The sequence below is a fragment of the Streptomyces sp. ADI95-17 genome, from assembly GCF_003846175.1.
Taxonomy (GTDB): Bacteria; Actinomycetota; Actinomycetes; order Streptomycetales; family Streptomycetaceae; genus Streptomyces; species Streptomyces sanglieri.
The window spans coordinates 490,075-510,101 of sequence record NZ_ML123049.1 but is presented as its reverse complement, the minus strand read 5'-3'; the positions used below and the strand labels follow the sequence as shown (position 1 = coordinate 510,101).

General features: G+C 70.8%; 22 protein-coding genes. 14 read left to right on the top strand and 8 right to left on the bottom strand.

All coding sequences use genetic code 11. From position 1 onward, the window contains the following. The first annotated feature begins 96 nt into the window (after positions 1 to 96). From EES42_RS29040 to EES42_RS28995, 10 genes are all read left to right on the top strand, one after another. A complete protein-coding gene (locus EES42_RS29040; protein WP_124721238.1) occupies positions 97 to 1,794 on the top strand; it encodes a nitrite/sulfite reductase in 1,698 nt (565 codons plus the stop codon). Continuing rightward, positions 1,791 to 1,970 (top strand): hypothetical protein, encoded by a 180-nt coding sequence (locus EES42_RS29035; protein WP_124721237.1) that lies wholly within the window; start codon positions 1,791 to 1,793, stop codon positions 1,968 to 1,970. Before EES42_RS29040 ends, EES42_RS29035 begins: the two co-directional genes overlap by 4 nt. Further along, on the top strand, positions 1,967 to 2,668 hold the full coding sequence (locus tag EES42_RS29030) for a phosphoadenylyl-sulfate reductase (RefSeq protein ID WP_124721236.1): 702 nt from the start codon (positions 1,967 to 1,969) through the stop codon (positions 2,666 to 2,668). Before EES42_RS29035 ends, EES42_RS29030 begins: the two co-directional genes overlap by 4 nt. Further along, a complete protein-coding gene (gene cysC, locus EES42_RS29025) occupies positions 2,668 to 3,237 on the top strand; it encodes an adenylyl-sulfate kinase (RefSeq protein WP_124721235.1) in 570 nt (189 codons plus the stop codon). Before EES42_RS29030 ends, cysC begins: the two co-directional genes overlap by 1 nt. Then, the gene (gene cysD / locus EES42_RS29020; protein ID WP_124721234.1) at positions 3,234 to 4,169 is read left to right on the top strand and encodes a sulfate adenylyltransferase subunit CysD; all 936 of its coding nucleotides are present in this window, start codon (positions 3,234 to 3,236) and stop codon (positions 4,167 to 4,169) included. The genes cysC and cysD overlap by 4 nt, the downstream gene beginning before the upstream one ends. Further along, positions 4,170 to 5,519: a sulfate adenylyltransferase subunit 1 gene (locus EES42_RS29015; protein ID WP_124721233.1), complete on the top strand. Its 1,350-nt coding sequence runs from the start codon at positions 4,170 to 4,172 to the stop codon at positions 5,517 to 5,519. A gap of 235 nt (positions 5,520 to 5,754) precedes the next feature. Next, positions 5,755 to 6,867 (top strand): aliphatic sulfonate ABC transporter substrate-binding protein, encoded by a 1,113-nt coding sequence (locus tag EES42_RS29010; RefSeq protein WP_124721232.1) that lies wholly within the window; start codon positions 5,755 to 5,757, stop codon positions 6,865 to 6,867. A 42-nt stretch (positions 6,868 to 6,909) separates the two neighbouring features. Continuing rightward, a complete protein-coding gene (locus EES42_RS29005; RefSeq protein ID WP_124721231.1) occupies positions 6,910 to 7,701 on the top strand; it encodes an ABC transporter ATP-binding protein in 792 nt (263 codons plus the stop codon). After that, positions 7,688 to 8,578, top strand: coding sequence for an ABC transporter permease (locus tag EES42_RS29000; RefSeq protein WP_124721230.1), 891 nt, complete (start codon positions 7,688 to 7,690; stop codon positions 8,576 to 8,578). The genes EES42_RS29005 and EES42_RS29000 overlap by 14 nt, the downstream gene beginning before the upstream one ends. Positions 8,579 to 8,586: 8 nt before the next feature. Then, the gene (locus EES42_RS28995; protein WP_124721229.1) at positions 8,587 to 9,351 is read left to right on the top strand and encodes a sirohydrochlorin chelatase; all 765 of its coding nucleotides are present in this window, start codon (positions 8,587 to 8,589) and stop codon (positions 9,349 to 9,351) included. 12 nt (positions 9,352 to 9,363) lie between these two features. Here the strand turns inward: EES42_RS28995 and EES42_RS28990 are convergent, their stop codons facing one another. The 4 genes from EES42_RS28990 to EES42_RS28975 form a co-directional block, all read right to left on the bottom strand. Continuing rightward, a complete protein-coding gene (locus EES42_RS28990; RefSeq protein WP_124721228.1) occupies positions 9,364 to 9,969 on the bottom strand; it encodes a mycothiol-dependent nitroreductase Rv2466c family protein in 606 nt (201 codons plus the stop codon). A 275-nt stretch (positions 9,970 to 10,244) separates the two neighbouring features. Then, on the bottom strand, positions 10,245 to 10,832 hold the full coding sequence (locus EES42_RS28985; RefSeq protein WP_124721227.1) for a TIGR03086 family metal-binding protein: 588 nt from the start codon (positions 10,830 to 10,832) through the stop codon (positions 10,245 to 10,247). 86 nt (positions 10,833 to 10,918) lie between these two features. Next, a complete protein-coding gene (locus EES42_RS28980; protein ID WP_124721226.1) occupies positions 10,919 to 11,233 on the bottom strand; it encodes a helix-turn-helix domain-containing protein in 315 nt (104 codons plus the stop codon). A 524-nt stretch (positions 11,234 to 11,757) separates the two neighbouring features. Then, positions 11,758 to 12,882 carry an FAD-dependent oxidoreductase gene (locus EES42_RS28975; RefSeq protein ID WP_124721225.1) on the bottom strand — a complete coding sequence of 375 codons (1,125 nt, stop codon included), beginning with the start codon at positions 12,880 to 12,882 and terminating at the stop codon, positions 11,758 to 11,760. 269 nt (positions 12,883 to 13,151) lie between these two features. Between EES42_RS28975 and EES42_RS28970 the strand changes: the two genes are divergently transcribed. The 4 genes from EES42_RS28970 to EES42_RS28955 all read left to right on the top strand — a co-directional run bounded on the left by EES42_RS28970 (position 13,152) and on the right by EES42_RS28955 (position 16,141). Beyond that, on the top strand, positions 13,152 to 13,745 hold the full coding sequence (locus EES42_RS28970) for a TetR/AcrR family transcriptional regulator (RefSeq protein ID WP_124721224.1): 594 nt from the start codon (positions 13,152 to 13,154) through the stop codon (positions 13,743 to 13,745). A gap of 151 nt (positions 13,746 to 13,896) precedes the next feature. Further along, a complete protein-coding gene (locus tag EES42_RS28965; protein ID WP_124721223.1) occupies positions 13,897 to 14,313 on the top strand; it encodes a fibronectin type III domain-containing protein in 417 nt (138 codons plus the stop codon). Positions 14,314 to 14,364: 51 nt separating this feature from the next. Continuing rightward, entirely contained in the window at positions 14,365 to 15,234 is an 870-nt protein-coding gene (locus EES42_RS28960) for an aldo/keto reductase (protein ID WP_124721222.1), read from the top strand. 121 nt (positions 15,235 to 15,355) lie between these two features. Continuing rightward, the gene (locus tag EES42_RS28955; protein ID WP_124721562.1) at positions 15,356 to 16,141 is read left to right on the top strand and encodes an ABC transporter ATP-binding protein; all 786 of its coding nucleotides are present in this window, start codon (positions 15,356 to 15,358) and stop codon (positions 16,139 to 16,141) included. A 17-nt stretch (positions 16,142 to 16,158) separates the two neighbouring features. Here EES42_RS28955 and EES42_RS28950 read toward each other — a convergent pair whose 3' ends face one another. The 4 genes from EES42_RS28950 to EES42_RS28935 all read right to left on the bottom strand — a co-directional run bounded on the left by EES42_RS28950 (position 16,159) and on the right by EES42_RS28935 (position 19,912). Continuing rightward, positions 16,159 to 16,572 (bottom strand): nuclear transport factor 2 family protein, encoded by a 414-nt coding sequence (locus EES42_RS28950; protein ID WP_124721221.1) that lies wholly within the window; start codon positions 16,570 to 16,572, stop codon positions 16,159 to 16,161. Continuing rightward, positions 16,569 to 17,174 carry a DUF1697 domain-containing protein gene (locus EES42_RS28945; protein WP_241196638.1) on the bottom strand — a complete coding sequence of 202 codons (606 nt, stop codon included), beginning with the start codon at positions 17,172 to 17,174 and terminating at the stop codon, positions 16,569 to 16,571. The genes EES42_RS28950 and EES42_RS28945 overlap by 4 nt, the downstream gene beginning before the upstream one ends. Positions 17,175 to 17,295: 121 nt before the next feature. Then, positions 17,296 to 18,498, bottom strand: coding sequence for a S8 family peptidase (locus tag EES42_RS28940; RefSeq protein ID WP_124721220.1), 1,203 nt, complete (start codon positions 18,496 to 18,498; stop codon positions 17,296 to 17,298). Positions 18,499 to 18,868: 370 nt separating this feature from the next. After that, on the bottom strand, positions 18,869 to 19,912 hold the full coding sequence (locus EES42_RS28935) for a cytochrome P450 (protein ID WP_124721219.1): 1,044 nt from the start codon (positions 19,910 to 19,912) through the stop codon (positions 18,869 to 18,871). Positions 19,913 to 20,027: the final 115 nt, after the last annotated feature.

Here is a 20,027-nt window from a genome sequence, read left to right as displayed (position 1 = left end):
TCCCCTTTTCTCTGCAAAACCCCTGCGCACCGCCGCGCCTCAGCGCGAGTGTGCAGTTCAGAGCCGCCCTCCTGCAGTCCCGAAGGACGTACCGTCATGGCCGCTACCCCGGAACAGCCTGCGACCACCACGCCCCGCCGCAAGGCCGGACGCCACCGTGGCGAAGGCCAGTGGGCCGTGGGGCACCACACTCCGCTCAACGGCAATGAGCAGTTCAAGAAGGACGACGACGGTCTCAATGTGCGGACACGCATTGAGACGATCTACTCCAAGCGCGGTTTCGACTCGATCGACCCCAATGATCTCCGCGGCCGGATGCGCTGGTGGGGTCTCTACACCCAGCGCAAGCCCGGGATCGATGGCGGCAAGACCGCGGTCCTGGAGCCGGAGGAGCTGGACGACAAGTACTTCATGCTGCGGGTCCGGATCGACGGCGGCCGGCTGACCACCGCACAGCTGCGGGTGATCGGCGAGATCTCGCAGGAGTACGCGCGCGGCACCGCGGACATCACCGACCGGCAGAACATCCAGCTGCACTGGATCCGCATCGAGGACGTCCCGGCGATCTGGGAGAAGCTGGAGGCCGTCGGGCTCTCCACCACCGAGGCGTGCGGCGACTGCCCCCGCGTGATCATCGGCTCCCCCGTGGCCGGCATCGCCTCCGACGAGATCATCGACGGCACGCCCGCCGTCGACGAGATCCACGACCGGTACATCGGCAACAAGGAATTCTCCAACCTGCCGCGCAAGTTCAAGACCGCGATCTCCGGCTCGCCGGTGCAGGACGTGGTCCACGAGATCAACGACATCGCGTTCGTCGGCGTGGTCCACCCCGAGCACGGTCCGGGCTTCGACGTCTGGGTCGGCGGCGGGCTCTCCACCAACCCGCGGCTCGCCGAGCGGCTGGGCGCGTGGGTGCCGCTGGACGAGGTTCCGGACGTCTGGGCCGGGGTCGTCGGCATCTTCCGCGACTACGGATACCGGCGGCTGCGCAACCGCGCCCGGCTGAAGTTCCTGATGGCCGACTGGGGCCCGGCGAAGTTCCGCCAGGTGCTGGAGGACGAGTACCTGAAGCGCCCGCTGACCGACGGCCCCGCGCCCGAGCAGCCCAGCAGCCGCTGGCGCGACCACGTGGGCGTGCACCAGCAGCAGGACGGCCGCTACTACGTCGGCTTCGCCCCCCGGGTCGGCCGGGTGGACGGCTCCACGCTCGCCAAGATCGCCGACCTCGCGGCGGCGCACGGCTCGGACCGGCTGCGCACCACCGTCGAGCAGAAGATGATCATCCTCGATGTGGCGCAGGACCAGGTGGACTCCCTGGTCTCCGGCCTGGAGGCGCTCGACTTCCAGGTGCGGCCCTCGCCGTTCCGGCGCGGCACGATGGCCTGCACCGGCATCGAGTTCTGCAAGCTGGCGATCGTCGAGACGAAGGCGCGCGGCGCCGCGCTGATCGACGAACTGGAGCGCCGCCTGCCGGAGTTCGACGAGCCGCTCACCATCAACATCAATGGCTGCCCCAACGCGTGCGCCCGCATCCAGACCGCCGACATCGGCCTCAAGGGCCAGCTGGTCCTGGACGACGACGGCAACCAGGTCGAGGGCTATCAGGTGCACCTGGGCGGCGCCCTGGGACTGGAGGCCGGGTTCGGCCGCAAGGTCCGTGGCCTGAAGGTCACTTCGGCCGAGCTGCCCGACTACGTGGAGCGGGTCCTGGGCCACTACCTGGCGGAGCGCGAGGACGGCGAGCGCTTCGCGACCTGGGCGGCGCGGGCCGGCGCGGAGTCGCTGTCGTGAGCGAACGCGCCGCACCGTTCTACTGCCCGTACTGCGGGGACGAGGACCTGCGTCCGCACGAGAGCGGCCACGGCGCCTGGGAATGTGCCTCCTGCAACCGCGCGTTCCAGCTCAAGTTCCTGGGTCTGCTGACCCGGGGACTGCAGCGCAACGACGTCGAAGGGGACGGGATATGACGGACACTCTGCAGACCGAGGACCTGGAGACCCTGGCCGCCCGGGCCGGCCGGGAGCTGGAGGACGCCTCCGCGACGGAGATCCTGAAGTGGGCCGCCGACACCTTCGGCGGAAAGTTCTGCGTCACCTCCTCCATGGAGGACGCGGTCGTCGCCCATCTCGCCTCGCGCGTCTTCCCCGGCGTGGACGTGGTCTTCCTCGACACCGGCTACCACTTCCCGGAGACGATCGGCACCCGTGACGCGGTCGAGGCGGTGATGGACGTCCGTGTCATCACCCTCACGCCCCGGCAGACGGTGGCCGAGCAGGACGCCGAGTACGGACCGAGGCTGCACGACCGCGACCCCGACCTGTGCTGCGCGCTGCGCAAGGTCGAGCCGCTCCAGGAGGGCCTGACCGGATACACGGCCTGGGCGACCGGGCTGCGCCGCGACGAGTCCCCCACCCGGGCGAACACCCCGGTCGTCGGCTGGGACGCGAAGCGGCAGAAGGTGAAGGTCTCGCCGATCGCCCGCTGGACGCAGGACGACGTCGACGCGTACGTCGCGGAGCACGGCGTACTCACCAACCCACTACTGATGGACGGTTACGCCTCCGTGGGCTGCGCGCCCTGCACCCGCCGGGTGCTGGAGGGCGAGGACGCGCGGGCCGGGCGCTGGGCCGGCCGGGGCAAGACCGAGTGCGGGCTGCACGGCTGATGACGACTGATCAGGAGACTTCGATGAGCGTGACGGAGACGGGAGCCACCATCTGGCTGACCGGTCTGCCGAGCGCGGGCAAGACCACCATCGCGTACGAACTCGCCGGGCGGCTGCGCGGCGAGGGCCACCGCGTGGAGGTGCTCGACGGCGACGAGATCCGGGAGTTCCTCTCCGCGGGGCTCGGCTTCTCCCGCGAGGACCGCCACACCAACGTCCAGCGGATCGGCTTCGTCGCCGAGCTGCTGGCGGCCAACGGCGTGAAGGTGCTGGTCCCGGTCATCGCCCCGTACGCGGACAGCCGGGACGCGGTACGCAAGCGGCACCAGAGCGAGGGCACCGCGTACCTGGAGGTGCATGTCGCGACCCCGGTCGAGGTGTGCTCCGAACGCGATGTGAAGGGGCTCTACGCCAGGCAGGCGGCGGGCGAGATCAGCGGGCTGACCGGGGTCGACGACCCGTACGAGGCTCCCGAGTCGCCCGACCTGCGGATCGAGTCGCACCGGCAGACCGTGCAGGAGTCCGCGGCGGAGCTGTACGCGCTGCTGAGCGAGAGGGGTGCGGCATGACGACCGTCGCGACCGTGCCGGAAGGCACCGACAATCCGTACGCACTCAGCCACCTGGACTCCCTGGAGTCCGAGGCCGTGCACATCTTCCGCGAGGTGGCCGGCGAGTTCGAGCGGCCGGTGATCCTGTTCTCCGGCGGCAAGGACTCCATCGTGATGCTGCATCTGGCGCTCAAGGCGTTCGCGCCCGCGCCGGTGCCGTTCACTCTGCTGCACGTGGACACCGGACACAACTTCCCCGAGGTGCTGGAGTACCGGGACCGCACGGTGGCCCGGCACGGGCTGCGGCTCCATGTCGCCTCCGTGCAGGAGTACATCGACGCCGGGAAGCTCCGCGAGCGGCCGGACGGCACCCGCAACCCGTTGCAGACCGTGCCGCTGACCGAGGCGATCCAGCAGCACCGCTTCGACGCCGTGTTCGGCGGCGGGCGCCGCGACGAGGAGAAGGCGCGCGCCAAGGAGCGGGTCTTCTCGCTGCGTGACGAGTTCTCCCAGTGGGATCCGCGCCGCCAGCGCCCCGAGCTGTGGCAGCTGTACAACGGCCGGCACGCCCCCGGTGAGCACGTCCGGGTGTTCCCGATCTCCAACTGGACCGAGCTGGACGTCTGGCAGTACATCGCCCGCGAGGGCATCGAGCTCCCGCAGATCTACTTCGCCCACGAGCGCGAGGTCTTCAACCGCAACGGCATGTGGCTCACCGCCGGCGACTGGGGCGGGCCCAAGGAACACGAGAGCGTCGAGACCCGGCAGGTGCGCTACCGCACGGTCGGCGACATGTCGTGCACCGGCGCCGTCGACTCGGACGCGACGACGCTGGACGACGTGATCACCGAGATCGCCGCCTCCCGGCTCACCGAGCGGGGCGCGACGCGTGCCGACGACAAGATGTCCGAGGCCGCGATGGAAGACCGCAAGCGCGAGGGGTACTTCTAAATGACCACGCACATCCAGCACGCGGAACAGTTGTCGACCACCACCCTGCTGCGGTTCGCCACCGCGGGGTCCGTCGACGACGGCAAGTCCACCCTCGTGGGACGTCTGCTGCACGATTCCAAGTCGGTCCTCACCGACCAGCTGGAGGCCGTCGAGCACGCCTCGCGCAGCCGGGGCCAGGAGGCGCCGGACCTGGCGCTGCTGACCGACGGGCTGCGGGCCGAGCGTGAGCAGGGCATCACCATCGATGTCGCCTACCGCTACTTCGCGACGCCGCGCCGCCGGTTCATCCTGGCCGACACCCCGGGGCATGTTCAGTACACCCGGAACATGGTGACCGGCGCCTCGACGGCCGAGCTGGCCGTCGTGCTGGTCGACGCCCGCAACGGGGTCGTCGAGCAGACCCGCCGGCACGCCGCCGTCGCGGCGCTGCTGCGGGTGCCGCACGTGGTGCTGGCCGTCAACAAGATGGACCTGGTCGACTACGCGGAGCCGGTGTTCGCCGCGATCGCCGAGGAGTTCACCGCGTACGCGGCGTCGCTGGGCGTCCCGGAGATCACCGCGATCCCGATCTCCGCGCTGGCCGGTGACAACGTCGTGGAGCCGTCCGCGCACATGGACTGGTACGGCGGGCCGACGGTCCTGGAGCACCTGGAGACGGTGCCGGTCAGCCATGACCTCACCGCCTGCCACGCCCGTTTCCCCGTCCAGTACGTGATCCGGCCGCAGACCGCCGAGCACCCCGACTACCGGGGCTACGCGGGCCAGATCGCCGCCGGCGCGTTCCGGGTGGGCGAGGCCGTCACCGTACTGCCCTCCGGCCGTACGTCGACGATCGCCGGGATCGACGCGCTCGGCGAGAGCGTGGACATCGCCTGGGCACCCCAGTCGGTGACCGTCCGGCTGGCCGACGACATCGACATCTCGCGCGGCGACCTGATCGCACCGGCCGACGACGCGCCGGCCGTCACGAAGGACGTCGAGGCGACCGTCTGCCACGTCGCCGACCAGCCGCTCTCCGTCGGCCAGCGGGTGCTGCTCAAGCACACCACCCGCACGGTCAAGGCGATCGTCAAGGACATCCCCTCGCGCCTCACGCTGGACGACCTCTCCCAGCACCCGGCGCCCGGACAGCTCGTCGCCAACGACATCGGCCGGGTCGTCGTCCGGACCGCGGAGCCGCTCGCGCTCGACGCGTACGCGGACTCCCGGCGCACCGGATCGTTTCTGCTGATCGACCCGGCGGACGGCACCACGCTGTCGGCCGGCATGGCGGGCGCCTCGTTCGCCGCCGCGGCCGGGGCCGAGCCCGGTGCGGCGGCCTCGGACGACGCGGAGTGGGACTTCTGATGAGCATCGACATCTTCTCCACGTTCGCGAAGGAGGGCGGCCGCATCGGCAGCGGCGCCCTCGGCAGCGGTCAGGGCGGGGTCGCGCGATGTGCGCGATGACGTACGCGCACCGCCTGCGCGCCCACTCGTACCACCCGCACCGCCAGTTCAGACGAAGACCTGCCGACTTCCCGGCCGCGTCCCCGTAAGCACCGAGGGACGCGAGCACCGGGCCAACGAGAGGAAGACCTCCCGTGCCTGCCCCCCGTTCCACGCTGCGCCGCAGTCTCGCCGCTGTCACCGCCCTGCCGCTGCTCGCCGTCGCGCTCACCGCCTGCGGCTACGGCTCCGAGGCGAAGCAGGACGACACCAGGGCGAACGCCGCCGTCGGCGGCAAGAAGCTCTCCACGGACACCGTGAAGATCGGCTACTTCCCCAACCTCACCCACGCCACGGCCCTGGTCGGCATCCAGGAAGGCATCATCGCCAAGGAGCTCGGCTCCACCACGGTCAAGCCGTCGACGTTCAACGCGGGTCCGTCCGAGATCGAGGCGCTCAACGCGGGCTCGATCGACATCGGCTTCATCGGCCCCTCCCCCGCCATCAACGGCTTCACCAAGTCCAAGGGCAAGAGCCTTCGGATCATCGGGGGTTCGGCGTCCGGCGGGGTGAAGCTGGTCGTCAACCCGAAGAAGATCAAGACCCTGGACGACCTCAAGGGCAAGAAGATCGCCACCCCGCAGCTCGGCAACACCCAGGACGTGGCCTTCCTCAACTGGATCTCCGAGAAGGGCTGGAAGGTCGACGCCAACAGCGGCAAGGGCGATGTCTCGGTGGTCCGCACGGACAACAAGGTGACGCCGGACGCCTACCGTTCGGGATCCATCGACGGTGCCTGGGTGCCCGAGCCGACCGCGTCCAAGCTGGTCGCCCAGGGCGCCAAGGAACTCCTCGACGAGTCGACGCTGTGGCCGGACAACAAGTTCGTGATCACCAACATCATCGTGTCGCAGAAGTTCCTCGCCGAGCACAAGGACGTCGTCGAGGCGGTGCTGCGCGGCACGGTCGCCACCAACGCCTGGATCAACGCCAACCCGGACAAGGCGAAGGCCTCCGCCAACACCGCGCTCAAGGAGCTCAGCGGCAAGGAACTGCCGGCCGAGATCCTCGACCCGGCGTGGAAGTCCGTCCAGTTCATCGACGACCCGCTGGCCGCCACGCTCGACGCCGAGGCCAAGCACGCGGTGAAGGCCGGGCTGCTGGAGCAGCCGGACCTGACGGGCATCTACGACCTGAAGCCGCTGAACGCGATCCTCAAGGCCGCGGGCAAGCCCGAGGTCGCCGACGCCGGTCTCGGCGTCAAGTAGCAGCGTCCGGCTCCCGAACAGGATTCCCAGGAGGTGACGACCATGGCGACCACCACGCTCACCAAGGCCGAGGACCGTACGGCGGTCGGGCACGCCGCCCGCATCGCCCACGTCTCGAAGTCCTTCGGCGGACCGGAGGGGCAGCAGCTCGTCCTGGACGACATCACACTCGATGTCGCTCCCGGCGAGTTCGTCACCCTCCTGGGTGCCTCCGGATGCGGCAAGTCGACCCTGCTCAACCTGGTGGCCGGACTGGACCGCCCGACCGCGGGGTCCATCGAGACCCCCGGCGGGCGGCCGGCCCTGATGTTCCAGGAGCACGCCCTGTTCCCGTGGCTGACCGCGGGCAAGAACATCGAACTCGCGCTGCGGCTGCGCGGCGTGCCCAAGTCCGACCGCCGTACCGAGGCGGAGCGGCTGCTCGAACTCGTACGGCTCGGCGGGGCGTACGGGAAGCGGGTGCATGAGCTCTCGGGCGGCATGCGGCAGCGGGTGGCGATGGCCCGCGCGCTCGCCCAGGACAGCCAACTGCTGCTGATGGACGAGCCGTTCGCCGCTCTCGACGCCATCACCCGGGACGTGCTGCACGACGAGCTGACCCGGATCTGGCGCGAGACGAACGTCTCGGTCCTCTTCGTCACGCACAACGTGCGCGAGGCGGTCCGGCTCGCCGAGCGGGTCGTCCTGCTCTCGTCGCGGCCGGGCCGGGTCGCCCGGGAGTGGACGGTCGACATCGACCAGCCGCGCCGCATCGAGGACACCGCGGTGGCCGAGCTGTCCGTGGAGATCACCGAAGAACTGCGTGGGGAGATCCGCCGACATGGCCAGCACTGAGACCGCCGCCAAGGACACCGCCCGGGACCTGGCGGGCCTGGAGGCGGGGCTGGACGCACTCGACGCGGTGCGGGTGAGCCGGACCCCGGTCCGCGAGGTGCTGGTGCGCAAGGTGCTGCCGCCGGTCGTGGCCGTGGTCCTGGTGCTCGTCGTCTGGCAGATCCTGATCTGGGCGAAGGTCACCGACGACTACAAGCTGCCGTCGCCGTCCCTGGTGTGGGGCGAGGTGACCGACGCCTGGGCGCAGGGCACCCTGCTCGGCTTCATCTGGACCAGTGTCTCGCGCGGGCTGCTGGGATTCCTGCTGGCGCTGGTCATCGGCACTCCGCTCGGACTGCTGGTGTCGCGCGTCAGGCTGGTGCGCGCCGCGATCGGCCCGGTGCTCTCCGGGCTCCAGTCGCTGCCCTCGGTGGCGTGGGTGCCGCCGGCGGTGATCTGGCTGGGCCTCAACGACCGGATGATGTTCGCGGTGATCCTGCTGGGCGCGGTCCCGTCGATCGCCAACGGCCTGGTCTCGGGCGTCGACCAGATCCCGCCGCTGCATCTGCGGGCCGGCCGGACGCTGGGCGCCACCGGGCTGCGCGGCACCTGGCACATCGTGCTGCCGGCCTCGCTGCCCGGCTATCTGGCGGGACTGAAGCAGGGCTGGGCGTTCTCCTGGCGTTCGCTGATGGCCGCCGAGATCATCGCCTCCTCGCCCGATCTGGGCGTGGGCCTGGGCCAGTTGCTGGAACAGGGCCGGGAGACCAGCAGCATGTCGATGGTGTTCCTCGCCATCATCCTGATCCTGACCGTCGGCATCGCGATCGACCTGCTGATCTTCAGTCCGCTGGAGCGGTGGGTGCTGCGCAGCCGCGGCCTCCTCGTCAAGAACTGAGTACGCCCATGACCGCTCCGGTACTCCTCGTCATCGCCCACGGCAGCCGCGATCCACGGCACGCGGCGACCGTGCACGCGCTCACCGCGCGGGTACGGTCGCTGCGGCCGGGGCTGCGCGTGGAGACGGGCTTCCTGGACTTCAACGCACCATCGGTGCCCAGGGTCCTTGAGCGGCTGGCCGCACAGGGGGCGCGGGAGGTCATCGCACTCCCCCTCCTGCTCACCCGGGCCTTCCACGCCAAGTCCGACATCCCGGCGGTGCTGCGCGCGGCCCGGACCGGACTTCCCCGGCTGCGGGTCCGGCAGGCCGAGGTGCTCGGTCCGTCACCGCTGCTGAACGCGGCGCTGGAACGGCGCCTGCGAGAAGCCGGGATCCGTCCCGGTGACCGAAGCTCGACCGGGCTCGTCCTGGCCTCGGCGGGCTCCACAGACCCGGAGGCGATCGCAGTGATCGCTGAAATCGCGCGGGAGCTGCGGCACACCGGTTGGTGTTCCGTGCGGCCTGCGTTCGCCTCCGCCGCATCTCCCGCGGGCTTCCCCCGTACCGAGGACGCGGTACGGGCCCTGCAGGCCGAAGGCGTGCGCCGGGTGGCGGTGGCGCCGTACGTCATCGCTCCCGGCCGGCTCCCGGACCGGATCGCCGAAGGGGCGTCGGGCGCGGACGTACTGGCCGATGTGCTGGGCCCCGCACCGGAGTTGGCCCGGCTGCTGCTGGCCCGCTACGACGGGGCCCGCTGCGCGGCCGCCCGGCCGGCGGCACTCACCGCCTGACCCGGCTCCCGCTCACCCCACGTCCAGACTGCCCGTACGGGTCCGCTTGATCTCGAAGAGGTCCGGACTCCCGGCGAGCACCCGGAAACTGTCGAAGAGCCGCCCGGCCTCCTCGCCGCGCGGCGCCGCCCGCAGGACGGGCCCGAACCACACCGCCCCGTCGACATGGATCGTGGGCGTACCGACGTACGCGTCCGCCTCCGGGTCCTTGCCCGCGTCATGGCTGCGCCGGAGCGCCTCGTCGTACGCCTCCGAGTGCGCGGCGCCGGCGAGCGAGGCGGGCAGCCCGAGCTCCGCGAGGGACTCGGCGATCACCTCGTCGAAGTCCTCGTTCTTCTGCCGGTGGATCCGTACGCCCATCGCGGTGTAGAGATCGCGCAGGACACCGTCGCCGTGGGCGTCCGCCGCGGCGACCGCGACGCGCACCGGGCCGATCGATCTGTCGACCAGGTCCCGGTACCAGTCGGGTAGTTCGTTGCCGGTGTTGTGCAGGTAGAGGCTCATGACACGGAAGCGGAGATCGATGTCGCGCTGCCGCTCGACCTCCAGCATCCAGCGGGAGGTGATCCAGGCGAACGGGCATGCCGGGTCGAAGTAGAAGTCGACGGTTGTGTTCATGCCCCGACCCTAACCAGGCATTGGCACCACCCTTCGGGCCATTCACCACTCGATCGGCTGGGCCACTTCGAGCGCCCGTCCGTGGTGGCGCCGCAGACCCCGCGTACTCGTCCCGGCCGGCCGGGTACCGGAGCACCGCCTCACCGGCGACACCGCCGAGACCCGGGCGGTCCCCGACTCGCCGGGCCGCCGGCGGTCGGCGGCCGCAAGCCCCTGGACGCCGGCACGCCGCTCCTCCACCGGCAGGACCGGCGACCGCCCCGGACCGTCCGTGCTCAGGCAGCTCCCGTCCAGTGCGGGTCGCGTCCGCTGTGGGCCAGCGCCCGCTCGAACACCGACGCCGACGCGGGCACCGTCACCTCGTCGGCGAAGCCGTCGTACTGCCGGTAGAGCGCGGCGGTGCTGTCGACGACGCCGAGCACATAGGCGGCCGCCTCGTCGGAGAGCCGGAACTCCTCCCCGACGGCACGGGCCACGTCCCACCCGTGCAGGGCGGTCTCCTCGATGAGCATCGCGGCGATCTCGGCGGCCGGCGAGGCCGATCCCCCGAGGTCGACCTCCCCGTCCCAGACGGCCGGGTCCGCCCAGGCGGCGACGGCGCGGTCCAGCTGCTCGGCGTACTGCTGCGCCCAGTCGGCGTCGGCGGTGAAGTCGCGTGTGGTGAGCTCCTCCGGAAGGTCCTTGCGCAGGGCCCGGTGCTCCAGGCCGTGGGAGGTGTACAGCACCCAGTGGTTGACGAGCCCGCGCACGTCCCAGTCACCACAGGGCGTGTTCGGCGCGTCGAGCTGCTCGGTGCTGATGGACCGGGCGATTCGGGCCGCCTCGGCGGCGACTTCGGTCATGTGCGCGTGCTCGTTCTTCATACCGCCCAGGCTATGACCGCCCTCGGCCCCCGGCTTGAAGAAAAGCGACACGCTCCGCCCCCGCCTCGTCCGCCCGGCCGGGGAGGTCACTGCGCGGCCGACGGGCCGGGGTGCGGGCGGGGACGGGACCCGCCCGCACGCGGGTCGGTGTGATCAGCGGCCGCGAGCGGGGGCCGTGTCCAGTGAGTTCGCTGCCAGGCCGGCACCAGCGACCGCAGGTGTTCGGTGCGCTGCTGCACACGCTCGAAGAACGCCTTCTCGTCGGCCTCCAGCTCGGCGACCAGCTCCTGGTGGAGCGTCCACGCGTCGGCACCGGTCTCGTACGAGCAGCCGGCGCACCGGCACCGGCCTGCCGGGGACGGTCCCGGCTGCCGATTGCACCAGGGGCAGTTCATCGGCATCCGTATATCCTGGTGGTTGGGTGTTTCCGCAGCCCCAGCAGGTCCACCAACCGCCGACGTTCTGACTCATCTGGTTGCCGCATTTGGCACACTTCATGGTGCCGTCCTCTCTCGCGGGTGGGTGTGGCAGAGACAGACGCAGTGCAGACGTTCCGTCATGCTGTCGGCTGTGGATATCGCCTGCCTGCCGGGACGGAGGCGGTGCGCGTCGGCCCGGTGGAGGTTGGCGGCCGGGTGGCGCCCGTGTTCGGTTCTCGGCCGGCGGATTCGCGCCCGCCGGCACGGGTCGGCCTCGTACACCTCGGTCGTCATCGTCTTCGCCATCGCGGGTACGCCCCTGTCGCAACCAGTGAGTCGGGTACGGACGACCGTAGGGATGGCGTGTGCGTGCACACCAGCCAACTGCGGTTATGCGCGCACACTTCCCTCGTTAGGGATGCTCGGCGCGCGTGATCTTGACGGACGCCGTCCACTGCGCGGCGGAGTTGTCCGAGGCGGGCTCAGGGCCTCAACACCCTCTTGAGTCAGGACGATTCGGGCATCTCCATGGTCAGCAGGTGCTCCGCGCCGCCTTCAAGGATCTGGGCCGTCCCGGTCGACCTGGGCAGCATGGCCTTCTCGTAGACGTGGATGGCGTCGTCGACGGTGACCGCGTCGGCCAGGGCCAGGGCCAGGTCGGCGGCGTCGAGCATGGCGAGGTTGACGCCGACGCCGAGCGGCGGCATCAGATGGGCGGCGTCACCGAGCAGGGTCACCGTGGGGTTGTGCTCCCAGGTGTGCGGGACGGGCAGGGCGAGGATCGGGCGGCTGACGTAGGGGCCGTCGTTGTCGGTGATCATCCGGCGCATGAGGGGCGACCAGTGGGCGAAGCGTTCCAGGAGCAGGGAGCGGATGCCGTCGGTGTCCTGGGGTGTCAGGCCGCTCGCCCGGATCCAGTCGGCCGGGACACGCTGAACGAGGTAGACGCGAATGTGGTTGCCGCCGTTGCGCTGGGCGAACATGCCGCGGTCGCCGTCGGCGGCGTGGGCGCCGCCCTGGCCTACCAGTTCCGCGATCTCGGGGTGCCGGTTGTCGACGTCGTCGAACCACGCCTCCTGGAAGCTCACCCCGCTGTATTGGGGGGTGGCCGGGGAAACCGCCGGGCGGACCCGGGAGAACGCGCCGTCGGCCCCCACGACCAGGTCGGTTTCGACGATGGTGCCGTCGGCGAAGTGCAGCCGCCGCGGCCCCTCGGCGGGCCCGCTGACGCGCTCCAGCGCCCGGCCCCACCGGACGGTGCCGGGCGCGAGGGAGTCCAGCAGCATCCCGCGCAGCAGTCCCCGGTCGATTTCCGGCTTGAACATCTCGTCGGGCGCCGGGACTTGGCGGGTCGTGATCGTGCCCGTCGGGTCGATGCGGCGCATCTCCTGGCCCTCGGGACGGGCCAGCGCGAAGAACTCGTCCAGCAGACCGGCCGCGCGCAGGGCGATCTGCCCGTTGTCGGCGTGCAGGTCCAACGTGCCGCCCTGGTCACGGGAGTCGGGGCCGGCGTCGCGGTCGTGGACGGTGACCGTGATGCCGTGCCGCTGGAGGATGCGGGCGCAGGTCAGCCCGCCGGGACCGGCCCCGATGATGCTGATCCGGGCACGGGAGGGGTTCGGAGAGGACATGGGAGTTCCTTTCACCGGTGAAGTGAGCGAGGAGTGCGGGAGAGCGGGGCGGCCTGGGCGGCGCCCCGAGGCGATCGGCGAGGTGTCGGCCGACGTCCGCAGCTCCCGCCGGCATGCGTGGCGCCCGCCGATGTCGCAGCACCCGTCGGCATGCGTGGCGCCCGCCGCTTCACCGTAACAGAAAGTTGACTGTGTAAAAAAGTGTAATTTGAAAACTTAGCCTCGTAAGCCACTAGGTTGCAGAATCCGCGACCGGCTAGGCTCCCCCCATGACCGAGCCCCCGACTGGCCGCCGCGAACGCAAGAAGGCGGCCACCCGGCAAGCGATCGCCGACGCCGCACTCCGCCTCTTCCTGGAGCGCGGCTACGACGCCGTGAGCATCCGGGACATCGCCGAAGCGGCCGACGTGTCGACCACCACGGTGTTCAAGCACTTCTCCGGAAAGGAAGCCCTCGTCTTCGACCAGGAGGAGAGCGTGGACGCACAGCTGGTCGCCGCGGTACGCCGACGCGACGCCGGCCACAGCGTTCTCGATGCCCTGCGCCAGCATGTGCTGGACACCTGGCTGCCGATCGCCGCGCATCCGCAGAGGGAGGAGTTCAACCACCTGGTGGACTCCACGCCGGCGCTGCGCGCGTACGCCGAGCGCATGTGGATCCGGCACACCGACACCCTCGGCGCGGCCATCGCCGACGAGCTCGGGGTGGAACACGGCAACCTCGCCTGCGTCACACTCGCCCGATTCGCTCTTGAGGTTCCTGTGCTCGTCCAGGGGCAGCGGGACCACCGGGCCGCGATCGAGGAAGTCTTCGACATTCTGGCCAACGGCTGGCGGCCGCCCGGCGGGCCGACCGCCGTTTAGCCCGTCGCCGGACCGGGGCGCTCCCGCGTCCCGGTCCGGCGCGGCAAAGCTTCAGCTGTTCGCCATCACGCCGTCCGTCCACCGCCATCCGGGCTCCGGGCCGCGCTCGTACCGTTCCGTCGGTCCGACCGATCTGCATCCTGGAGGGAACATGCGAGACCGCGTACGAATCGCCCGCCGCACAGCGGCGGTACTCGTCGCGCTGGTGGCGGCGGCTGGAGCCACCACCGTTCCGGCGGTGGCCGCGCCGGCCAGGATCACGCGGGCCGCGGCGGCGCCGGCGCCGACCGGGTTGGCGTACAGCTATGACGCGGCCACCGAGCAGGTGACCGTCCGGTGGGATCCGAGGGACCCTGCGGACACGGTGACGACCGGGTATCGCGAGGGGGGTTGCAGCGGGCCCTCGACTGCCGATGGGCCGTGCTTCGTCCGGGCCTCGGGACCGTTGCTGGACAGCAACTCGTTCACGTTCCGCTTGGCGGCCGGCCGGACGCTGTACTTCCGGGTGTACGCCGAGAACGCGGCCCACCTGACGACCGGCTCGGCGATCCTCACCGTCACCACCTGAGCCGGACGGGGCACGCTCCTGGCGGACGGAGCACGCTCCTAGGATGGGGGGATGTCCTCCATGTCACGGCCACTCGACGAAACATTCCTGCTCGGCGGCGAGGTGCCCGTACGCCGGCTCGGCTACGGCACCGCGCAGCTGACCGGACCCGGATACTGGGGGCCGCGCGGCGAGCGGGAGGATGCCGTGGCCGTGTTGCGGGCGGCCGTCGAGCAGGGCGTCACGCTCTTCGACACCGCCGACAACTACGGGCCGGGGCTGGCCGAGGAGCTCGTCGCCGAGGCGCTCCACCCGTACCGCGACGGTCTGGTGATCGCGACCAAGGGCGGGGTGGTGCGCACGAGCGACGCCGCCTGGCACATCGCGGGGCGGCCGGAGCAGTTGCGGGCGATGTGCGAGGCCAGTCTGCGGCGGCTGCGGACGGACCGGATCGACCTCTACCAACTGCACCGGCTGGACCCGGACGTACCCATGGCCGACCAGTTGGGCACGCTGGACGAGCTGCGGCAGGAAGGTAAGATCCGGCACATCGGTCTGGACACCCTCACCGCCGACCAGTTGGAGCAGGCTCTCTCCCTGACCGGGATCGCCTCGGTGCAGAACCGGTTCAATCTCCTCGACCGTTCCTCGGACGCGGTGCTGAAGGTGTGCGAGGCCCACGGCCTGGCTTTTCTGCCCTGGTTCCCGCTGGCCAACGGCGCTCTGACCGGCGATGCCGCAGCGGCTCTCGCCGGGATCGCCGATCGGCACGGTGCCACCCGCGGGCAGATCGCCCTCGCCTGGCTGCTGCACCGGTCCCCCGTGCTGTGCCCGACCCCGGGCACCGGTTCGACCGTTCATCTGACGGAGAACCTGGGGGCCCGGGAGATCCGGCTGTCCGCCGAGGACCTGAGCAGCCTGGAGGCGCTCGCACCCGCATGAAGAGGAGTACCCGCACGTGACCACCGTTCCTGTCACCTCCGCCGCCCCTGTCACCTCCGCCCTCCCCGTCCCGGCCGCCGCTCCCGCACCGGGGCCGGGTGTCGACGGAGCCGCCGTCCCGGTGATCCTGGCCGACGGCGTCTCGCTCGTACGGGAAGGCAAGGTGCTGCTCGACTCGGTCTCGCTGACCGTACGGAGCGGTGAACACTGGGCGCTGCTCGGCGCCAACGGTGCCGGGAAGAGCACGCTGCTGGGACTGCTCGGCGCGGTGAACCATCCCACCCGGGGGTCGGTGGAGGTGCTGGGGCGTACCCTCGGCCGGGTCGATCTGCGGGAGCTGCGGTCGCTGCTCGGGCATGTCAATCCGCGTCATCCGCTGCGTTCCCCGCTGTCGGTGCACGAGGTGGTGCTGACCGGTCTGACCAACTCGGTCGAGCCGGTGCCGCGCCGGTCGGTGAGCGAGGAGCAGCGGGACCGGGCGGAACGGTTGCTGAAGATGCTGGGCATGGGCGGCAAGTCGGGGTCGCGCTGGCCCGCGCTGTCGCAGGGTGAGCGGGGTCGTACGCTCATCGCCCGCGCCCTGATGCCGCAGCCCCGGCTGCTGCTGCTCGACGAGCCGGCCACCGGTCTGGATCTCGCCGCGCGCGAGCAGTTGCTCGACAGCCTGGACGTGCTGCGCGAGGAGCATCCGGAGCTGGCGACGGTCCTGGTCACCCATCATCTGGAGGAGCTGCCCGCCTCCACCACGCATGCGCTGCTGCTGCGGGGCGGCCGCTGCCTGGCCTCGGGTCCGGCGGACGAGGTACTGACCACGGACCGGGTCAGCGACTGTTTCGGCCATCCGGTGAAGATCTCCCGCACGGACGGCCGGTGGGCGGCCCGGGCGCAGCGCATCGCCCGGACCTGACCGCCGGCCGCCGGGCGCTAAACGCTGGTGCCGGTGTCCGGACCGGCGTCCGGACCGGCGTCCGCCGCGGAGCCGAACGGAGTCGCCTGGTGGTAGTACAGCTCCCAGCCCGATTCGGTCAGCCGCCACACCGAGCTGCGGTGGGCCAGGTGCCCCTTCGTCTCGGTGTCATAGGTGAGGTGGACGAGGTCGTCGGCGAGCTGGATCCCGCTCATCCTGCACGCGGTCATCTGGCCGGCGCGGGGGGCGTCCGCCGCGGTGAGTGAGGCGATCATGGTGTCCCGGTCCCAGACCCGGCCGGACGAGTCGATCTCGCGGTAGTCGGGGTGCAGCACCTGGGAGAGGAGGTCGGCGGAAGCGCGCACGACCGGGTCCAGGAGGCGCAGCTCGCCCTCGACCGCCGCTGCCACGCCGGGGGACGGATCGGTCATGCCGGGGCTCCGTCGTGCGCGGGTCTGCCGTGTGCCGGTCCGTCCTGTGCCGCTCCCGGAGGCGCTGTCATCTGCACCAGCTTCTCCACCGTGTTCCAGTTGCGCGAGGTGGCGACGAGCCCCTTGGTCACGGAGGTCCGGGACAGTGCCTCGGCGAGCTTCGAGCGGCCCAGTCCCTCGGGGGCGTAGAGGTAGAGCGCGCGGTCGCCGAGGCCGAACGCCTCGGGGTGGAAGGCCGCCGGGTCGATCCGGGCGAAGCGGCCGGCGTCGACCGGCCGGTCGTAGTACGTGATGTGGAGCTGTCTGCCTTCGAGTTCGGCGGCCGGGAACGGACAGGCCGCCGCAACTGCGGCCAGGTAGGCGCCGTCCCGGACCAGGCAGGGGACGGGGAAGCCGAACCGCTTCTCGATCGCCTGCTCCAGCTCGGCGGCGAGTGCGTTCTCGTCGTCGCAAGTGCTGCTGAAGACGGCGTTGCCGCTCTGCAGATGGGTGCGGACGTCCCCGTGTCCCAGTTCGGTGAGCAGTGAACGCAGTTCGGCCATCGGAACCCTCTTGTGGCCGCTCACATTGATCCCGCGCAACAGCGCCGCGTACATCGTCATGGGCACACCATAGGACGATCTCTTCGCACGGAGCGGCCGCCGCGCCCCGTGGGGGAGAGCGCGGCGGCCGCCGATTCCGTTGTGCCGGGCATCATTCACCCGGTCACGGCTGCGAGGTCGGTTACTCGACGACCTTCAGCAGCTTGTTGGGGGTGCCCTCGGTCGCGTTGGAGATCGCGTCGGGGGTGGCCCCGTCGGTCAGCGCGGTGGCGACCTCCTCCGGCGTGGCGTCCGGGTGGCCGGCGAGGTAGACGGCGGCGGCACCGACGACGTGCGGGGTCGCCATGGACGTACCGGAGATGGTGTTGGAGGCGTCGTCGCTGTCGTTCCAGGACGAGGTGATGTCCGAGCCCGGAGCGTAGATGTCCACGATCGAGCCGTAGTTGGAGAACGACGACTGCTCGTCGTCCACCGTGGACGAGGCGACCGTGATGGCCTCCGGGACACGGGCCGGGGAGCTCTCGCTCGCGTCGGAGGACTCGTTTCCGGCGGCCACCGCGAAGGTGACTCCGGAGGCGATGGCCTTCTGGACCGCGGCGTCGAGCGCCTCGTCCGCGCCGCCGCCGAGGCTCATGTTGGCGACGGAGGGACCCTCGTGGTTCTCGGTGACCCAGTCGATGCCGGCGACGACCTGCTCGGTGGTGCCCGAGCCGGAGTCGTCGAGCACCCGGACGGCGACGATCTTGGCCTTCTTGGCCACACCGTAGGTCGCACCGGCGATGGTGCCCGCCACGTGGGTGCCGTGGCCGTTGCCGTCGTCGGCGCTGTCGTCGTTGTCCACGGCGTCGTAGCCCGAGCTGGCCCGGCCCTCGAACTCGTTGTGCGTGGTGCGCACACCGGTGTCGATGACGTACGCGGTGACACCCTCGCCCGCGCTGTCCGGGTAGGTGTACGCGTTGTCGCCGGCCGTCTCGGTCTGGTCGATCCGGTCCAGGCCCCACGACGGCGGGTTGTCCTGGGTCTCGTCGATGTGGAACTTCTTGTTCTGGACGACCTTGGACACGGCCGGGTCGGCCGCCAGGCGCTTGGCCTCGGTGAGCGAAAGGCCGCTGGCGGAGAAGCCGTTGATGGCGGAGCTGTAGTTGCGCTTCAGCTTGCCGCCGTACTCCTTGGCGAGCTCCGACTTGTCGGCCTTCTCGTTCAGCATGACGATGTAGCTGCCCGAGACGGCGTTCGCCGCGTCGGCACCGTAGACGGTGCCCATCGCGGGGGCGGGGGTGGCGCCGGCGAGCGAGGTGTTGAGCAGGGTGACTCCGGCGGCCGCGGCCACCGCGGTTATCGCTGCGGTCAGCTTGGCCCGGCGTGCGCGCTTGTGAATTGCCATGAAGAGGGGTCTCCTCGTCATTCTTTGTGGGGGGATTGACCCCCGGCCGGAAGATCTCCGGGGGTTGGCTCGAAACCCTCGCCGATTGACGCGCCCAGATCAAGACCTTCATGCGGCTGTGACTTACACAACAAAGTTTCGTAATAAGAAACCGGCCAGCCGTGCCCAAGTCGGGCACCGTCGCCGCAACATCCGCCCCACGGACCGGGGTTACGGCTCGACCGGCACACTTCGCACACGGGAAGACGAACCCCGCCCGGCCGTACGGCCGGGCGGGGGGACGGCTGGATTCCACCCTCGTGTTCACAGAGCCCTCACGAGGTCACCAAATTGAGTTCGGACTCGGGTACGGGGAGCCGGTCGCGGATCCTCAGGGGCGGACGACCCGGACGTCGGCGACGCCCATCAGGCCGGCGAGCGGCACCTTCGCCGCGGTCTGCTCCGGACTTACCGTCAGACCGTCGCCGCGCAGCATGTCGAGGAGCATCTCGGCGAGCGGCATCACCATGTGCCGGCCCCAACAGCGTTCGGAGGCATGTCCGAAGGGGAGGTAGCCGGGCTGGTCGTCGGGGTCGAGGCTGTCCCAGCGCTCGGGGCGGAACTCGTCGGGGTCGTCCCAGAGCGCGGGGTCTCGGTGGCTCAGCAGCGGCAGGAGCAGGATGTCGTCGGCCGCGCCGATCCGGGAGTCGAGGGCCGGGTACTCGGGTGACGCCCTGCGCAGGATGTTCCAGGAGGGCGGCAGCAGCCGCATCGCCTCGTAGAGGATGTTCCGGTTCGAGGTGTCGTCGTCGAAGGGCGATCCGAGCCAGAGCGCGTTGGCGACGAGCGTCGAGACGGTGAAGCAGACCGGGGCCGCCGCCCGCCGGTAGAGCCCCATCGCGTAGCGGCGGTCGCTGTAGCTCCCGGCCTCGGCGGTCAGCCCCGCGATGGCGGAGACGGATGCGCCGGGGCGGAGCCGGCCGGGCAGCGCCGCCCCCGCGGCGATGACCGTCCAGGTGAGTTTGGGCGTCAGCTCCAGCGCGCGGTCCATGAGGATGCGCAGCCGGTACGGGTCGCCCTCCAGCACCAGATCGCGCAGGAACACATGGCCCACATGCGGCCATTCACCGGAGAGGTCGACCGCCCCGACAGGCTTCTTCAGTGCCGTCCGGACGTCCCGGCCGATGGCCTGCATGACCGTGGACGCCTCGGTGCGCGGGATGGACCGCCCGTGCAGGGGCTTGAACGTGGGGCGCTCGACCTCGGTGGCCGGCCTGGCGGCGAGGATCCGGTCGGTCAGCTCGGCCCCGGCCACACCGACGGTGCCGGGGTCGAGGCGGAAGACGTCCTCGCCCCGGTGATCTCTCAGGAGCGCCTGGAGTCTCGGCGCGAAGACGACGTCCCGGGCGCGGCTGCCGGTACCGGACATGTACATCGGTGGTCTCCAAGAAGCGGGAAGGGCCCGCGCCCGGCGGGCCGATGAGGCCTGGCCGGACACGGGCCCGAATCGACTGACCGTGTCCCTCGGAACGAAGGACCGCCTGTCGGCC

Coding starts and splice junctions, on each gene's coding strand:
- EES42_RS29040 (WP_124721238.1), top strand. CDS start 97: ATGGCCGCTACCCCGGAACAGCCTGCGACCACCACGCCCCGCCGCAAG.
- EES42_RS29030 (WP_124721236.1), top strand. CDS start 1,967: ATGACGGACACTCTGCAGACCGAGGACCTGGAGACCCTGGCCGCCCGG.
- cysC (WP_124721235.1), top strand. CDS start 2,668: ATGACGACTGATCAGGAGACTTCGATGAGCGTGACGGAGACGGGAGCC.
- cysD (WP_124721234.1), top strand. CDS start 3,234: ATGACGACCGTCGCGACCGTGCCGGAAGGCACCGACAATCCGTACGCA.
- EES42_RS29015 (WP_124721233.1), top strand. CDS start 4,170: ATGACCACGCACATCCAGCACGCGGAACAGTTGTCGACCACCACCCTG.
- EES42_RS29005 (WP_124721231.1), top strand. CDS start 6,910: ATGGCGACCACCACGCTCACCAAGGCCGAGGACCGTACGGCGGTCGGG.
- EES42_RS29000 (WP_124721230.1), top strand. CDS start 7,688: ATGGCCAGCACTGAGACCGCCGCCAAGGACACCGCCCGGGACCTGGCG.
- EES42_RS28995 (WP_124721229.1), top strand. CDS start 8,587: ATGACCGCTCCGGTACTCCTCGTCATCGCCCACGGCAGCCGCGATCCA.
- EES42_RS28990 (WP_124721228.1), bottom strand. CDS start 9,969: ATGAACACAACCGTCGACTTCTACTTCGACCCGGCATGCCCGTTCGCC.
- EES42_RS28985 (WP_124721227.1), bottom strand. CDS start 10,832: ATGAAGAACGAGCACGCGCACATGACCGAAGTCGCCGCCGAGGCGGCC.
- EES42_RS28980 (WP_124721226.1), bottom strand. CDS start 11,233: ATGCCGATGAACTGCCCCTGGTGCAATCGGCAGCCGGGACCGTCCCCG.
- EES42_RS28975 (WP_124721225.1), bottom strand. CDS start 12,882: ATGTCCTCTCCGAACCCCTCCCGTGCCCGGATCAGCATCATCGGGGCC.
- EES42_RS28970 (WP_124721224.1), top strand. CDS start 13,152: ATGACCGAGCCCCCGACTGGCCGCCGCGAACGCAAGAAGGCGGCCACC.
- EES42_RS28965 (WP_124721223.1), top strand. CDS start 13,897: ATGCGAGACCGCGTACGAATCGCCCGCCGCACAGCGGCGGTACTCGTC.
- EES42_RS28960 (WP_124721222.1), top strand. CDS start 14,365: ATGTCCTCCATGTCACGGCCACTCGACGAAACATTCCTGCTCGGCGGC.
- EES42_RS28950 (WP_124721221.1), bottom strand. CDS start 16,572: ATGACCGATCCGTCCCCCGGCGTGGCAGCGGCGGTCGAGGGCGAGCTG.
- EES42_RS28945 (WP_241196638.1), bottom strand. CDS start 17,174: ATGACGATGTACGCGGCGCTGTTGCGCGGGATCAATGTGAGCGGCCAC.
- EES42_RS28940 (WP_124721220.1), bottom strand. CDS start 18,498: ATGGCAATTCACAAGCGCGCACGCCGGGCCAAGCTGACCGCAGCGATA.
- EES42_RS28935 (WP_124721219.1), bottom strand. CDS start 19,912: ATGTACATGTCCGGTACCGGCAGCCGCGCCCGGGACGTCGTCTTCGCG.